Source organism: Ramlibacter tataouinensis TTB310 (assembly GCF_000215705.1).
In the GTDB taxonomy this organism is placed as follows: domain Bacteria; phylum Pseudomonadota; class Gammaproteobacteria; order Burkholderiales; family Burkholderiaceae_C; genus Ramlibacter; species Ramlibacter tataouinensis.
The window spans coordinates 1,712,265-1,725,461 of record NC_015677.1 but is presented as its reverse complement, the minus strand read 5'-3'; the positions used below and the strand labels follow the sequence as shown (position 1 = coordinate 1,725,461).

14 protein-coding genes, 1 other RNA gene and 1 riboswitch are annotated in these 13,197 nt (G+C 71.4%); of the genes, 4 read left to right on the top strand and 11 right to left on the bottom strand.

Going from position 1 to position 13,197, the window contains the following annotated elements; genetic code table 11:
• Window positions 1–5 precede the first annotated feature (5 nt).
• Genes RTA_RS08420 through RTA_RS08400 form a run of 5 tightly spaced genes read right to left on the bottom strand, consistent with a single transcriptional unit; the run spans window position 6 to window position 5,474 of the window.
• Window positions 6–917, bottom strand: coding sequence for an ABC transporter substrate-binding protein (locus RTA_RS08420; RefSeq protein ID WP_013900963.1), 912 nt, complete (start codon window positions 915–917; stop codon window positions 6–8).
• Window positions 910–2,235 (bottom strand): cobyrinic acid a,c-diamide synthase CobB, encoded by a 1,326-nt coding sequence (locus tag RTA_RS08415; RefSeq protein WP_013900962.1) that lies wholly within the window; start codon window positions 2,233–2,235, stop codon window positions 910–912. Before RTA_RS08415 ends, RTA_RS08420 begins: the two co-directional genes overlap by 8 nt.
• Window positions 2,232–2,834 carry a bifunctional adenosylcobinamide kinase/adenosylcobinamide-phosphate guanylyltransferase gene (locus tag RTA_RS08410; RefSeq protein ID WP_013900961.1) on the bottom strand — a complete coding sequence of 201 codons (603 nt, stop codon included), beginning with the start codon at window positions 2,832–2,834 and terminating at the stop codon, window positions 2,232–2,234. The genes RTA_RS08415 and RTA_RS08410 overlap by 4 nt, the downstream gene beginning before the upstream one ends.
• Window positions 2,827–3,639 carry a cobalamin-binding protein gene (locus tag RTA_RS08405; RefSeq protein WP_013900960.1) on the bottom strand — a complete coding sequence of 271 codons (813 nt, stop codon included), beginning with the start codon at window positions 3,637–3,639 and terminating at the stop codon, window positions 2,827–2,829. Before RTA_RS08405 ends, RTA_RS08410 begins: the two co-directional genes overlap by 8 nt.
• Before the next feature lie 11 nt (window positions 3,640–3,650).
• Window positions 3,651–5,474, bottom strand: coding sequence for a TonB-dependent receptor domain-containing protein (locus tag RTA_RS08400; protein WP_143762932.1), 1,824 nt, complete (start codon window positions 5,472–5,474; stop codon window positions 3,651–3,653).
• A gap of 82 nt (window positions 5,475–5,556) precedes the next feature.
• Window positions 5,557–5,792, bottom strand: a riboswitch (cobalamin riboswitch).
• 34 nt (window positions 5,793–5,826) lie between these two features.
• Here RTA_RS08400 and RTA_RS08395 point away from each other — a divergent pair.
• The 4 genes from RTA_RS08395 (at window position 5,827) to RTA_RS08385 (ending at window position 7,682) form a co-directional block, all read left to right on the top strand.
• Entirely contained in the window at window positions 5,827–6,039 is a 213-nt protein-coding gene (locus RTA_RS08395) for a hypothetical protein (RefSeq protein WP_013900958.1), read from the top strand.
• A 16-nt stretch (window positions 6,040–6,055) separates the two neighbouring features.
• Window positions 6,056–6,385 carry a cell division protein ZapA gene (locus tag RTA_RS08390; RefSeq protein WP_041675212.1) on the top strand — a complete coding sequence of 110 codons (330 nt, stop codon included), beginning with the start codon at window positions 6,056–6,058 and terminating at the stop codon, window positions 6,383–6,385.
• 106 nt (window positions 6,386–6,491) lie between these two features.
• Window positions 6,492–6,671, top strand: a non-coding RNA gene (gene ssrS, locus RTA_RS21495) — 6S RNA.
• A 192-nt stretch (window positions 6,672–6,863) separates the two neighbouring features.
• Window positions 6,864–7,682 (top strand): sulfite exporter TauE/SafE family protein, encoded by an 819-nt coding sequence (locus RTA_RS08385; protein ID WP_041675211.1) that lies wholly within the window; start codon window positions 6,864–6,866, stop codon window positions 7,680–7,682.
• 24 nt (window positions 7,683–7,706) lie between these two features.
• On the opposite strand, the gene RTA_RS08380 is transcribed toward RTA_RS08385, so the two are convergent.
• The 6 genes from RTA_RS08380 to RTA_RS08355 form a co-directional block, all read right to left on the bottom strand.
• A complete protein-coding gene (locus tag RTA_RS08380; protein WP_049871254.1) occupies window positions 7,707–8,447 on the bottom strand; it encodes an alpha/beta fold hydrolase in 741 nt (246 codons plus the stop codon).
• A gap of 58 nt (window positions 8,448–8,505) precedes the next feature.
• Complete coding sequence (locus RTA_RS08375) at window positions 8,506–8,835, bottom strand: hypothetical protein (protein WP_013900954.1); 330 nt, start codon at window positions 8,833–8,835, stop codon at window positions 8,506–8,508.
• A gap of 83 nt (window positions 8,836–8,918) precedes the next feature.
• Window positions 8,919–9,695 (bottom strand): enoyl-CoA hydratase/isomerase family protein, encoded by a 777-nt coding sequence (locus tag RTA_RS08370; protein ID WP_013900953.1) that lies wholly within the window; start codon window positions 9,693–9,695, stop codon window positions 8,919–8,921.
• Complete coding sequence (locus RTA_RS08365) at window positions 9,692–10,906, bottom strand: CaiB/BaiF CoA transferase family protein (RefSeq protein WP_013900952.1); 1,215 nt, start codon at window positions 10,904–10,906, stop codon at window positions 9,692–9,694. The genes RTA_RS08370 and RTA_RS08365 overlap by 4 nt, the downstream gene beginning before the upstream one ends.
• Window positions 10,906–11,871, bottom strand: a complete 966-nt coding sequence (locus RTA_RS08360; protein ID WP_013900951.1) for a Bug family tripartite tricarboxylate transporter substrate binding protein — start codon at window positions 11,869–11,871, stop codon at window positions 10,906–10,908. Before RTA_RS08360 ends, RTA_RS08365 begins: the two co-directional genes overlap by 1 nt.
• A gap of 36 nt (window positions 11,872–11,907) precedes the next feature.
• Window positions 11,908–13,158: a pyridoxal-phosphate-dependent aminotransferase family protein gene (locus tag RTA_RS08355; RefSeq protein WP_041675210.1), complete on the bottom strand. Its 1,251-nt coding sequence runs from the start codon at window positions 13,156–13,158 to the stop codon at window positions 11,908–11,910.
• Between the last annotated feature and the right edge of the window lie 39 nt (window positions 13,159–13,197).

The following is a 13,197-nucleotide window of genomic DNA, read 5'->3' as shown; positions in this document are numbered from 1 at the left end:
GCGTCTCACGGAGCGGCTCGCTGCGCGCCGCGCGGCGCTTTGTCGGCCAGGCAGCGCGCCATCAGCCGGGCCGCCTCCGCCATCCGCGGCCCCGGGCGCACCAGCACCTCGGCCTCGGCCGGCGCGAAGCTGCACACCCGTTGCTCGCGCAGCGCGCGGATCGCGCCCCAGCCCGGCCGGTTGTGCAGTTCAGCGCCGTCGCGGGCACCCACCATGATCAGGTCGGGGTTGGCGCGCACCACGAACTCCGGATTCAGCTTGGGAAAAGGCCCCAGGGTGGCCGGCAGGATGTTGCGCACTCCCAGCCGGGCCAGCGTCTCGCCGATGAACGATGCCTCGCCGGCGCCGTAGGGGCCGCGGTTCACCTCGAAATAGACACGCGTTCCCTGCACCTGGGCCGGCAGCGACTGGGCGGCGGCCGACACGCCCGCGTCGATCTCGCGCCAGACCCGCTGGGCATCGTCCACCCCCAGCAGCACGCCGACCTTGCCCAGCACGCGGCGCACGTCGGCGTGGGTGCGCGGCTCCAGCGCCACCACCTTCACGCCCAGCGCCTCCAGCCGCGCGATCGCGCGCATCGAGGTGCCGGCCAGCACCAGGTCGGGCCGCAGGGCCACGATGGCCTCGATGCTGGGATCGAGTCCGCCGCCCACCTGGGGAAGCCGGTGCACCGCCTCGGGCCAGTTGGAGTAGCGGTCCACACCGACCAGCCGATGGCATTGGCCCAGGTGGCACACCGTCTCCGTCAGCGAAGGCAGCAGGCTGACGATGCGCTGCGGTGGCGCGTCCAGCGTGATGCGCACGCCGCGGTCGTCCGTCAGGTCCAGCGCCCGCGCCGGCGTGGCGAGCAGCAAGGCCAGAAGCAGCAACAGCCAGTGCACCGTGCGGTTTTTCGGGGCGGTGGAGGTGTCAGGCATGGAACAGTTCCGCCGTCGCTGCCGGGCTGGAGGCAAACCAGGCATGGAAGTAGCTCGCGCGCAGCGATCCGAGCCGATACAGCGCCTCGCCGCTTTTCACGCCTCCAGGGCTCGTGGTGTGGGCCGCGGGGGCGAGAGGGCTGGCGCAAAGGGAATGGTGGAAGGTATGGCCGCGCAGCACGCCGCCGGCAAGCGCCAGCTGCTGCGGCCCGAGCGCCGCCAGCCGCTGCTGCATGACCACCTGCCCGGGCAGCAGCCCCCACATCGGATGGACCTGGCCGTCGGCGGTCTGCAAGGCGTCGAACAGCGCCATCATGCCGCCGCACTCGGCCCACATCGGTTTGCTGCGCGCCAGGTGCGCCGCCAGGCCCTCGCGGAGGCGCAGGTTGCGCGACAGCTGCGGCGCATGCAGCTCCGGGTAGCCGCCGGGCAGCCAGACGGCGTCGCATTCGGGCAGCGCCTCGCCGGCCAAAGGCGAGAAGAACGACAGCCGCGCACCCAGTGCCTGCAGGCAGTCGAGGTTGGCGGCGTAGACGAAGCAGAAGGCCGCGTCACGGGCGATGGCCACCGTGCGTCCCTGCAGCAAGGGGGGTATCGCCGGCGGCGCGGCAGGCGGCTCGATCCGCATCGTCCAGCGCTGCAATTGCCCGGGCGCCAGGCTGCCCAGCGGCGTCGCCGCCAGCGCATCGGCGGCGGCGTCCAGCCGCCGCAGCGCATCGGGCAGCTCGCCGGCCGCCACCAGCCCCAGGTGCCGCTCGGGCAAGGCAGCGGCCGGCTGGCGCGCAAGCCCGCCGAGCCAGTCCGCGCCGTCGCGCAGGCCGGCCTGCAGCATCGCGGCGTGGCGTTCGCCCGCCACCCGGTTGGCCAGCACGCCGGCCCAGGGCAGGCCGGCCTGGTAATGCCGCAGGCCATGCGCCAGGGCACCGAAGGTGCCGGCCATGGCGGCGGCATCGACCACGGCCATCACCGGCAGCCCGAAGCGGCGCGCCAGATCCGCGGCGCTCGGCTCGCCGTCGAACAGTCCCATGACCCCTTCGACGATGACCAGGTCCGCCTCGCCGGCCGCCTGCCACAGCCGCTCGGCGCAATCGGCCTCGCCCGTCATCCAGAGATCGAGCTGGTGCACCGGCGCGCCGCTCGCCAGCGCGAGCCACTGCGGGTCCAGGAAATCGGGCCCGCACTTGAAGGCACGCACACGGCGCCCCTGCCGGGCGTGCAGCCGCGCCAGAGCGCAGGCCACCGTGGTCTTGCCCTGGCCCGACGCGGGGGCCGCGATCAGCACGGCCGGGCAGGACCGGGCCGCCCGCGCACCCGTCATGCGGCCCCCTTGAGCGTGAGGGCCAGCCCCGCCGACATCAGCGTGACGCGCTCGCAGGCGGCCGCCGCCTGCTGGTTCAGGGTGCCCAGGGCATCGACGAAGGCGCGCACGTCGTGGCCCATGGGGATCACGCCCAGGCCGATCTCGTTGCTGATCAGCACGAGCGGTCCGGCGCAGGCCCGAACTGCTCCCGCAAGGACGGCATCGGGCCGGGCTTCCTCCTGGGCCTGAGCAATACCCGACACCGGGTCGGCTCCAGGCGTGCCGACCGCCGGCATCAGCAGCCCGGTCAACCACAGCGTCAGGCAGTCCACCACGATCAGCGTGTCGGCCCGGCTGTGCACCCCGATGGCCTGGGCCAGGGCGCTGGGCTCCTCCACGGTCTCCATGCGCGGCACCCGGTCGGCGCGGTCGCGCCGGTGGCGGGCGATCCGCTCGCGCATCTCCTCGTCCCAGGCCTGCGCGGTGGCGATGTAGACAGCCCGGTGCTGCGGCGACCGGTCCAGCCAGGCGGCTGCCAGCGATTCGGCGCGTGCCGTCTTGCCGCTCTTCTGGCCGCCCAGGATCAGCTCGCTTCTGGCGACGGTGGGTTCAGGCATGCGTCCGGGCCCAGTCCATCACGATGCGGTGCAGCTGCTCCACGCCGTCGGTCAGCGCCGCCGGACCGGGCTGCAGGATGTCGGCTGACTTGATCTCGAACAGCTGGCCGTCGCGCACGGCGCTGACGTCCTGCCAGCCCGGGCGCGCGGCCACCTTCTCGGGTCGGAACTTCTTGCCGCACCAGGAGCCGATGACGATGTCCGGGTTGCGGCGCGGGATCTCCGCGGCGTCCTGCACGATGCGGTCCTTGCCCAGCGCCTGCCGCGACAGCTCCACGAAGCAGTCGTCGCCACCGGCAACGGTGAGCAGCTCGCTGACCCAGCGGATGGCGCTGATGGGGGGCTCGTCCCATTCCTCGAAGAACACGCGCGGCCGGCGCGGCAGCGCCCGCGCCGCAGCCTGGATGGCGTCCAGCCGCGCGCGCATCCGCGCCAGCAGCGCCTCGCCCTGCTGCGCCTGGCCCACCAGGGCCGCCACCTGCCACAGCATGGCGAAGATCTGCTCCACGCTGCGCTGGTTGAAGACGGTGACCTGCACGCCCTGGCGCACCAGGGCCGAGGCGATGTCGGCCTGCAGGTCGGAGAAGCCGAACACGCAGTCCGGCTCCAGCGCCAGGATCTTGTCGATCTTGGCCGAAAGGAAAGCGCTGACCCGGGGCTTCTCGTCCCGCGCGCGGCGCGGCCGCACCGTGTAGCCGGAAATGCCGACGATGCGATGCTCCTGCCCCAGCAGGTACAGCCACTCCGTCGTCTCCTCGGTGAGGCAGACGATGCGGGATGGCGTGTACGGCGAAACGGCAGTCATGCGCGGCCAGCTTACTTGGGTTGCCAGCGCAGGGTGGCGACGAAGGCGCGACCGGGCTGGTTGTAGCCGCGCACCGTGGAATACTCGCGATCGGCGGCGTTGCGCAGGCTGGCCTGCAGCGTCCAATCCCGCGCCAGCGCGTAGGTGGCGAACAGGTCCACCGTGGTGTACGCGCCAAGGCGGACGTTGTTGGCCGCATCGTCGAAGCGCTCGCCCACGTACAGCAGCGAGCCGCCCAGCGTCCAGGCACCGGCGCGCCAGTCGGCACCCAGCGTGACCTGCTCGTCGGCGCGGCGGGGGAGCTTGCGCCCGGTGAGCTGGTTGCGCGGGTCCAGCCTGTCGTAGGCCGCGCGCAGCCCCAGGTCGGCGAAGCGGCCGTCCCAGGACAGCGTCCAGCCGTCGATGCGCGCGCGCGGCACGTTGGCCGGCAGCGGCCCGCTGGGGATGAAGCCGCGGATGCGGTTGTCGAAACGCACCAGCTTCACCGTGTGGTCGCCCGGGCTCCAGGTCAGGCCGAACTCGCGGTTCCTGCCCTCCTCGGGCTGCAGCGTGGGGTTGCCGAAGCGGGGGAAGTACAGCTGGTTGAACGAGGGCGCCACGAAGCTCGTCCCGTACGAGGCATGGGCGCGCCAGGCCGGCGCGAAGCGGATGCCGTAGCCGGCGAAGCCCGTGGTGTGCGGACCGAACTGCGAGTTGCGGTCATGCCGCAGGCTGGCCTGCCAGCCGTGCACGCCGGCCTCGCCGTTGAGTCCGGCGAAGGCGGAGTTGATGGTGCGCTCGCGCACGGCGTAGGCGGTGGAGCCGTCGACCTGCTGCTCCAGCCGCTCCAGGCCCAGCTGCGCCACGCCGAGCGCCGTGGCCAGGTCGTTCTGCCACAGCAGCTGGTCCTGCGTGGTCTCGAAGTCGCTGGGCAGGACGGAGGCGACCACGGCGTTGGACACATCGCGGCTGCGCGCCAGCTGCACGCGCGTTTGCCAGTCGCCGGTCACCCGGCCGTTCACATTCGCGCGCAGCAGCGAGGTGCGCACCTTGCTGTGCGAATCGCGGCCGGGACCATCGTCGAAGTGGCTGGTGCCTTCGGCGTGCAGCAAGCCGCCTTCGAGCTTCCAGTCGGGCGCGAAGGACCACGCCCCCTGCGCGTTGACCGAGCGCTGCCGGAACGGGTCCCGGTCCGGGTTGTAGTTGCCGAACGGCACGGCAGGGTTGGTGGCCGAGAAGCTGCGGTCGTTCAGCGCCTGGAGGCCCAGCGAGCCGCTGAACGCGCCCTGGCCGGCCGAAAAGCCGGCCGCCCCTTGGGTGTAGCCCCGGCTGCCGGCCGACAGCTCGGCGTACGGATGGAATCCCTGCCGCCCCTGGCGCGTGAAGATCTGCACCACGCCGCCCACCCCGTCGCTGCCGTACAGCGACGAGGCGGGGCCCTTGACCACTTCGATGCGCTCGATGGCGTCGAGCGGCAGGTTCTCCCACACGGGCGTGCCCAGCGTCGCCGAGCCATAGCGCACGCCGTCGATCAGCAGGATGGTGTGGCGCGCCTCGGTGCCGCGCAGGAACACGCTGCTGCTCTTGCCGCGACCGCCGTTGGCGGCGAACTGCACGCCGGCCTCGCGCGCGAGGATTTCGGGCAGGCTGCGCCCGGGCTGGCGCTGCAGGTCCTCGCGCGTGAGCACGGTGACGTCGCTGACCAGGCTGTCGGCCCGGGCCGGGGTGCGCGTGGCGGTAACCACGGTTTCGCCCAGCGCGGCGGTCTGGGCGTGGGAGACGCCGGCGGCCACGAGGGCGAGCGCCAGCAGCGTCGGGCGGCCGACGCGAAAGACGTGCAGTGCACGGTGGTTCATGGAAGAAGCGATCACAGTTGGAAACCCGCACCGGCCTCCCCGCCGGTACATTGGGCGTCACGGCGGCGCGCGTCGCGAGACGCGCACCGCCACCTCGTTGGCCGGTATCCGGGCTGGCGGCTGGCCTTCCATCGCCTTCCCAGGCGCGCATGCGCGCCCAGTGGCTGCTTGTGATGGAGGGGAATGCCATGAGGCATTCGCCGCTTACCGTTGCGGGGGCAGCGCAGGTTGGGCTGGCCTTGCGGCACCGCCTTCCTGCTTCCCGTTGAACTGCGGCATGTGAACCACACCGCGAGCACCAACACCGCGATTCTAAATAGAAAGCAGAAACATAAGCCTACAATTTCCAGCCATGTCTTCCGCCACCCAGGTCGAACAGATCGCAGAGCGCGTCGAGCGCCTGCTGGTGCGCTACGAGGAGCTGCAGCGCACCAACGCCTTGCTGACGCAGCAGGTCGAGGTGCTCACCCAGGAACGCGATTCGCTGCGCTCACGCCTGTCCGCGGCGCGGTCGCGGGTCGACGCGCTGCTCGAACGCCTGCCCGAGATCAAGAGCGCGGCCTGAGCGCCTCGCCGTCGCCATGAAGCAGGTCGAGGTGCAGATCATGGGTCAGAGCTACCTGCTCGGCTGTCCGGAAGGCGGCGAGCAGCGCCTGCTCGAGGCCGTGGAGAAGGTCGACACCGCCATGTGCCGCATCCGCGATGCCGGCAAGGTCAAGGCGCGCGACCGCATCGCCGTCCTGGCGGCGCTGAACCTGGCCTTCGACGTGGCCGATCGCGCCACGGCGCAGCCGCCGGCACCCGCCCCCGCGCGTGCGCCCGCGGCCAGCGCGCCCGCCAACGACCCACGCCTGGCCCAGCTGCTGCAGCGGCTGGACCACGTGCTGGGCGACGACGGCCGGCTGCTCTGACGCTCTGCCGTTGAGCAGCTTCGACGGCTGTCAAGCGGCTGCATTTTTTCACTTTGCGCCGGCAGTGTTTTGACCCCACGCTGCTCGGCCAGCGCCTAGAATGAACCCGTGTCTGCGGTGCGTGCCGGGCTTTATATTTCCTTGAACCAATGCTCTTTGAGCTCGGGCTTGGAACAAACCTGGCGAGCGTGATCGTCTCGCGTCAGATGAACCCAACGCCTGGTTGACCTCGCCCACCTGAACCCCTGGTTCAGGATGCCGGTCCGGTGGCATCTGCAGACGCCTTATTTGTTCACTTTGAAAACGCTGCGCGTTTTCAAAGTGGTAGCTAGTCAGATGACGAAGGCCGGAGTGAATCCGGCCTTCGTCATTGGGGGATCGCGCCGCGCGTTGCGCGCGCGATCCGTGAGGTGGGCGTCAGCTTGCCGTTGAGCGGGCTGCGACAATGCAGGCCCTTCCCCGCGACAACAACAAACGAATGGACCTGCTCACTCCCCGCCTGATCGTGGAACTCGCCCTGCTGGGCCTGGGCACCGGCTTCCTGGCGGGCCTGCTGGGCATAGGCGGGGGCATGGTGATGGTGCCCTTCATCACCTTCATCCTCTCCGCGCGCGGCGTCGGGCCGGACCTGGCGGTGAAGATGGCGATCGCCACCTCCATGGCCACCATCATCTTCACCTCCGTTTCCAGCGTGCGCGCGCACCACAAGCGCGGCGCGGTGCGCTGGGACATCGTCAAGCGGCTGGCCCCCGGCATCGTGATCGGCAGCCTGGCCGGCAGCCTGGGCGTGTTCGCGCTGCTCAAGGGCAGCGTGCTGGCCATCTTCTTCGGCCTGTTCGTGGGCTTCTCCGCGACCCAGATGTTCCTGGACAAGAAACCCAAGCCGACGCGGCAGATGCCGGGCACGGCGGGGACGGTGGCGGCCGGCGGCATCATCGGCTTCCTCTCGGGCCTGGTGGGCGCGGGCGGCGGCTTCATCAGCGTGCCCTTCATGGCCTGGTGCAACGTGGCCATCCACAACGCGGTCGCCACCTCCGCGGCGCTGGGCTTCCCGATCGCCGTGGCCAACGTCGCCGGCTACGTCATCAGCGGCCAGAGCGTCAGCGGCCTGCCGCCCGCCTCCTTCGGCTACATCTGGCTGCCCGGCCTGGTGGTCATCGCCCTGGGCAGCGTGCTCACCGCGCCGCTGGGCGCGAAGGCGGCGCACGCCCTGCCGGTCAAGCAGCTCAAGAAGGTGTTCGGCAGCATCCTGTACCTGCTGGCCGCCTACATGTTCTACAAGGGCCTTTCTGGCTGAGCCCGCCCGGCCGCTCCGAAGGGCTCAGACCGCAGCGCCACGCGCGGAGGTCACCGAATCCGCCAGGCGCCGCAGCACGTCCAGCACCAGCTCGGGCTGGGTGCGCTGCGGGAAATGGCCGCTGGCCTGCGCGATCACCTGCTCGCCCAGTGGCGACAGCGCCGCCAGCGCGCGCTGGCGCGCCTGCTTGAGCTCCAGCGCCTCGGGTGACATCAGCCAGCGCGGCGGCGTCTGGCCGCCGCTGACCACCACCAGCGGCACCGGCGGGAAAGGCCCGGCCGCTTCCACCTGCCGCGCCGTGTCCAGGGCGCAGGCCAGCTCGGCGTGCAGGTTGGGCCGCAGCCAGGCCGCGGGCACCGCCAGCAGGCGGGCCAGCACGCCGGCCAGGCGCCCCTCGTGCTCGCGCAGCCGGCCGCAGTCGTCCGGGTGGGTGGCCTCGATCAGCGCCACGCCGGCCACCTCGGCCGGGTGCAGCCGCGCGAACAGGTTGGCGTGAAGGCCGCCCAGCGAGTGCCCCACCAGCACGTAGGGCGGCGCCAGGCCCGCGTACGCCAGCAGCTCGCGCAGCGAGGCCACCACCAGGGCACCGGTCTGGCGCGACCGCGGCCGCGCGCTGCGTCCCAGGCCCTGGCGGTTCCAGGCGAACACCGTGCCCAGCCGCTCGATGCCGGGGTACAGCGGCCGCCAGCCTTCCAGCGTGACGCCCGCGCCGTTCATCAGCACGTAGGTCGGGCTGCCGCTGCCCGAATGCACGTACTCCAGCACGCCACTGCGGGTGGCGAGCTGGTGCCGGCGCGGCAGCGGGCCCGGCGCCTGGGGCCGCTCAGGCGCCGCCGATGCCCACCGTCACCTTGCCGGTGCCGTCGCAGTTGGGGCAGGAGGAACCCTGGAGCCGGCCGCTGCCGCCGCAGCTGGGGCAGACGTCCTCGCCCGTGCCGGGCGTGCCGGGGGGCGCTTCGTCGCCGCGGCTCATGGGCGGCGTCGGCGCGCCGGGCCGCGCGCCCGCGGCCCCCGCCGGCTGGTCCGTGGCGCCCGGGGATTTCTCGTCGCGCACGGCGAGGTCCACCGATGCGCCCGGGTCCTCCTCGCCCGCGACCGATTCGCTCAGGTCGAGCGGAGCGTTCCTGGAAGCGCGTTCTTCAGCAGCAGCCATGCCATACCTCTCAACGGAATGGACCCATGGTAGGCAGCGGCCGGCCACCCCGCCGTAGGACGGGGGCTATGCTGCGCGGCCGTTCAGCGGCCCCGCCAGGCCGGTGGGCGCTTGGCGACGAAGGCCTGCACGCCTTCGCGGAAGTCCTGGCTGCCGTAGCAGCGGCGGATCAGGTCTTCGGCCTCGGGTAGCTGCGCGCGCAGCAGCCGGTTGAGCGCCTGCTTGCTGACCTGCTGCGTCACCGGCGCGAGCGCGGCCAGGCGCTCGCACAGCGCGTCGCTGGCCTGGTCCATCGCCTCGGCCGGCGCGATCTGCAGCAGGAAGCCCGCCGCCAGCGCCTCCTCGGCGCCCAGCAGGTCGGCCAGCAGCAGCAGGCGCTCGGCACGCGGCCGGCCCAGGGCGGCCACCAGCCGGGCCACGTTGGCCATGGACAGGCAGTTGCCCAGCGTGCGGGCGATGGGCACGCCGAGCCGGGTGCCCGGCGTGGCGATGCGGAAGTCGCAGGCGGTGGCGATGGCCAGGCCGCCGCCGATGGCCCAGCCTTCCAGCACCGCCACGGTGGGCATGGGCAGCGATTCGAGCAGCGCCATGCAGGCGTCGATGCGCCGCTCGTAGGCCACGCCGTCCTCGCCGCCGGTGAAGGCCTGGAACTGGGCGATGTCGGTGCCGGCCACGAAGGCCTGGCCGCCCGCGCCCCGGAAGCGCACCACGCGCACCGAGGCGTCGCCCTGCAGCCGTTCGCAGATGCGCACCAGCGCCTCGTACATGGCCCAGGTCATGGCGTTGCGCGCCTCGGGCCGGTCGAAGGTGACGGACGCGATGGCGCCCTCCACCGTCAGGTGCACCTGGCCTTCGCTCATGTCCCGAGCGCGCCCTGCGCACGCAGCCTGGCCTGCTCCTCGCCGCCGATGCCCAGCTCCTCAAGCACCTCGGCCGTGTGCTCGCCCAGCAGCGGCGGGTGCCGGCGCACCTGCTGCGGCGTGCCGGACAGCTTGACCGCGAAGCCGATGTTGGGCACCCGGCCTTCCACCGGATGGTCGATCTCCATGCGCATGCGCCGCGCCTGGGCGTGCTCGCTGCCGAAGGCCTCGGGGTAGGACAGGATGGGCCCGGCGGGGATGCCGTTGGCCAGCAGCGTCTCCACCCAGTGGTCCTTGGGCTTTTGCCGGAAGGTCTTCTCCAGCTCGTCCTGCAGCTCGGCGCGGTGCGCCAGGCGCAGCGCGATGGTGGAAAAGCGCGCATCCTGCAGCAGCTCCTCGCGGCCCATCAGCGTGCACAGCTGCACCCAGAGCTTCTGGTTGTTGGCGCCCATCACGAAGTGGCCGTCGCTGCTGGCCATGGCCTGGTAGGGCGCGGTCATCTTGTTGGCCGTGCCCAGCGGCTGCGGCGGCTGGCCCGTGCCCCAGTAGTCGCAGATGTCCCAGACCGAGAACGCCATGGCCGAGTCGAACAGCGCCGCGTCGACGTACTGGCCCTGGCCGGTGTCCCTGGCGCCGATGTAGGCGGCCAGCGTGGCGTAGATGGCGAACAGCGCGCAGCCGATGTCGGCCACCGGCACGCCCGCCTTGACCGGCGGGCTGTCCGGGTAGCCGGTGACGCTCATCACGCCCGACATGGCCTGCGCCATCAGGTCGAAGCCCGGCCGGTCGGACCAGGGCCCGGTCTGGCCGAAGCCCGAGATGCTGGTGTAGACCAGGCGCGGGTTGATCTCGCGCAGTGCCTCGTAGCCCAGGCCCAGGCGCCGCATCGCGCCGGGCCGGTAGTTCTCGATCAGGATGTCCGCGTCCCGCACCAGCCGCAGCAGCACCGACTTGCCGGCCTCGCTCTTGAGGTCCAGCACGATGCTGCGCTTGTTGCGGTTCATGTTGAGGAAGCCCAGGCTGTCGGCGCCCTTCATCTTGAAGCCCATGGAGCCGCGCGTCTGGTCGCCCGTGCCGGGCGGCTCGATCTTGACCACGTCGGCACCCAGGTCGCCCAGCAGCATGCAGGCGTAGGGGCCGGCCATGACCTGGCTGATGTCCAGCACCCGCACGCCGGCCAGCGGCAGCGGGCGTCCTTGCGCCTGCCCCATCAGGTATCGGCCTTGACGCCGCCGTCCTTGATGACCTTGGCCCACTTGGCCTGCTCGGCCTTCATGAACTGGCCGAACTTCTCGGTGGAGCCGCCGCCCTCCTCCGCGCCGGAAGCCTCCAGCCTTTCCATGACATCGGGCATGAGCAGCACCTTGTTGATGTCCTCGTTCATGCGCTTGGCCATGGCCACGGGCATCCTGCCCGGCCCGACCAGGCCGTACCAGGTGGTGGCCTCGAAGCCGGGGAAGCCCGACTCGGCCATGGTCGGCACGTTGGGGTAGGCCTTGGCCCGCTGCGGGCGGGTCTGGGCGATCGGGATCGCCTTGCCGCTCTTCACGTGCGGCGTGGCGGCGGTCATGGTGTCGAAGCTGTACTGGATCTGGCCGCCGATCAGGTCCGTGAGCATGGGGCCCGAGCCCTTGTAGGGCACGTGGATGGCCTTGACCTTGGCCGCCAGCATGAACATCTCCAGCGCCAGGTGCTGGGCGGAGCCGGTGCCGGCCGAGCCGAAGCTGACCTTGCCGGGATTCTTCTGGCACAGCTCGACCAGGTCCTTCACCGTCTTGGCCGGCTGCTGCTCGTTGCAGATCAGCAGGTTGGGCGTGACGCCCACCAGCACGATGGGCTGGAAGTCGGTTTCGGGGTTGTAGTTCAGCTTGACCAGCGCCGGCGTGATGGCCTGGCTGTTGATGTGCGCCATCAGCAGCGTGGTGCCATCGGCCGGCTGCTTGGCCACGTAGTCGGCGGCGATGGTGCCGGAGGCGCCGGCCTTGTTCTCCACGATGACCTGGGTCTTCCACATGTCCGCCAGCTTCTGGCCGATCACGCGGGCCAGGATGTCGGTGCCGCCGCCGGGGGCGAAGCCCACGATGATGCGCACCGGCCCCGCGGGGAGGTTCTGCGCCTGCAGATGGGGGACGGCGACGGCGGCGGCGGCGCCCGCCACGAAGGTTCTGCGCAACATGGTTTGTCTCCTTGGGTGGTGAATCAACGTTGTTCTTTACGCGGCCTTCTGCAGGGCCACTGGCGCGGGGTGTCCCGCGAAGTACTCCATCGCCGCCTGCACGCCGCTGGCGGCGAGCTTGACGCCGGACAGCTTCAGGCCCATCTCGCAGCCGGACAAGGCCGCCATGAGGGTGAGGTCGTTGCAGTCGCCCAGGTGGCCGATGCGGAACATGCGGCCCTTGACCTTGCCCAGGCCGGTGCCCAGCGACAGGTCGAAGCGCTCGTAGATCAGGCGGCGCACCGCGTCGGCGTCCACGCCTTCGGGCAGCAGCACGCCGGTGAGCACGGGCGAGTACAGCTGCGGGTCGGCGCACTGGATGGGCAGGCCCCAGGCGCGCACCGCCGCGCGCACGCCCTCGCCCCAGCGGCGGTGCCGGGCGAAGGTGCCCTCCAGCCCGCCGTGCGTGGGATCCAGCAGCATGTCGCAGGCCTCGGCCAGGCCGTACAGCAGGTTGGTGCTGGGGGTGTAGGGCCAGTAGCCGCCCTGGTTCATCTCGATGATCTCGTCCCAGGCCCAGAAGGCCTTGGGCAGCCTGGCGCGCTTGCTGGCCTCGATCGCCTTGGGCGAGACCGCGTTGAAGCTGATGCCGGGCGGCAGCATCAGGCCCTTCTGCGAGCCGCTCACGGTCACGTCCACGCCCCAGGCCTCGTGCCTGTAGTCGGCCGAGGCCAGGCCCGAGATGCTGTCCACCAGCAGCAGCGCCGGGTGCCGCGCCGCGTCGATGGCGCGGCGCACCGCGGCGATGTCGCTGGTCACGCCGGTGGAGGTCTCGTTGTGCACCACGCACACCGCCTTGATCGCGTGCTGCGTGTCGGCCTTCAGGCGCTCCTCGATCTGGTCGGCCTGCACGCCCTGGCGCCAGCCGGGTGCATTGGGCAGCTGGGCATCGGCACCCCGGTACGCCAGGAACTCGGGCTTGAGGCCCAGCCGCAGGGCCATCTTGTTCCACAGGCTGGCGAAGTGGCCGGTCTCGTACATCAGCACCGCGTCGCCGGGGCTGAGCACGTTGGACAGCGCGGCCTCCCAGGCGCCGGTGCCCGAGGCCGGGTAGATCACCACCGGATGCCGGGTCTGGAAGATCTGACCCACGCCGGCGAGCACGCGCTTGCCCAGCACCGCGAATTCCGGGCCGCGGTGGTCGATGGTCGGCAGGCTCATCGCGCGCAGGATGCGGTCGGGCACGGGAGAAGGGCCCGGGATCTGCAGGAAATGGCGACCGGTGGGGTGGAAGTCGAGTTGCAGCATGGTGGACGGGGAGTGAGGTCGGGGGCATTTTTTGCATAC

Coding starts and splice junctions, on each gene's coding strand:
- RTA_RS08420 (WP_013900963.1), bottom strand. CDS start 917: ATGCCTGACACCTCCACCGCCCCGAAAAACCGCACGGTGCACTGGCTG.
- RTA_RS08415 (WP_013900962.1), bottom strand. CDS start 2,235: ATGACGGGTGCGCGGGCGGCCCGGTCCTGCCCGGCCGTGCTGATCGCG.
- RTA_RS08410 (WP_013900961.1), bottom strand. CDS start 2,834: ATGCCTGAACCCACCGTCGCCAGAAGCGAGCTGATCCTGGGCGGCCAG.
- RTA_RS08405 (WP_013900960.1), bottom strand. CDS start 3,639: ATGACTGCCGTTTCGCCGTACACGCCATCCCGCATCGTCTGCCTCACC.
- RTA_RS08400 (WP_143762932.1), bottom strand. CDS start 5,474: ATGAACCACCGTGCACTGCACGTCTTTCGCGTCGGCCGCCCGACGCTG.
- RTA_RS08395 (WP_013900958.1), top strand. CDS start 5,827: ATGTCTTCCGCCACCCAGGTCGAACAGATCGCAGAGCGCGTCGAGCGC.
- RTA_RS08390 (WP_041675212.1), top strand. CDS start 6,056: ATGAAGCAGGTCGAGGTGCAGATCATGGGTCAGAGCTACCTGCTCGGC.
- RTA_RS08385 (WP_041675211.1), top strand. CDS start 6,864: ATGGACCTGCTCACTCCCCGCCTGATCGTGGAACTCGCCCTGCTGGGC.
- RTA_RS08375 (WP_013900954.1), bottom strand. CDS start 8,835: ATGGCTGCTGCTGAAGAACGCGCTTCCAGGAACGCTCCGCTCGACCTG.
- RTA_RS08370 (WP_013900953.1), bottom strand. CDS start 9,695: ATGAGCGAAGGCCAGGTGCACCTGACGGTGGAGGGCGCCATCGCGTCC.
- RTA_RS08365 (WP_013900952.1), bottom strand. CDS start 10,906: ATGGGGCAGGCGCAAGGACGCCCGCTGCCGCTGGCCGGCGTGCGGGTG.
- RTA_RS08360 (WP_013900951.1), bottom strand. CDS start 11,871: ATGTTGCGCAGAACCTTCGTGGCGGGCGCCGCCGCCGCCGTCGCCGTC.
- RTA_RS08355 (WP_041675210.1), bottom strand. CDS start 13,158: ATGCTGCAACTCGACTTCCACCCCACCGGTCGCCATTTCCTGCAGATC.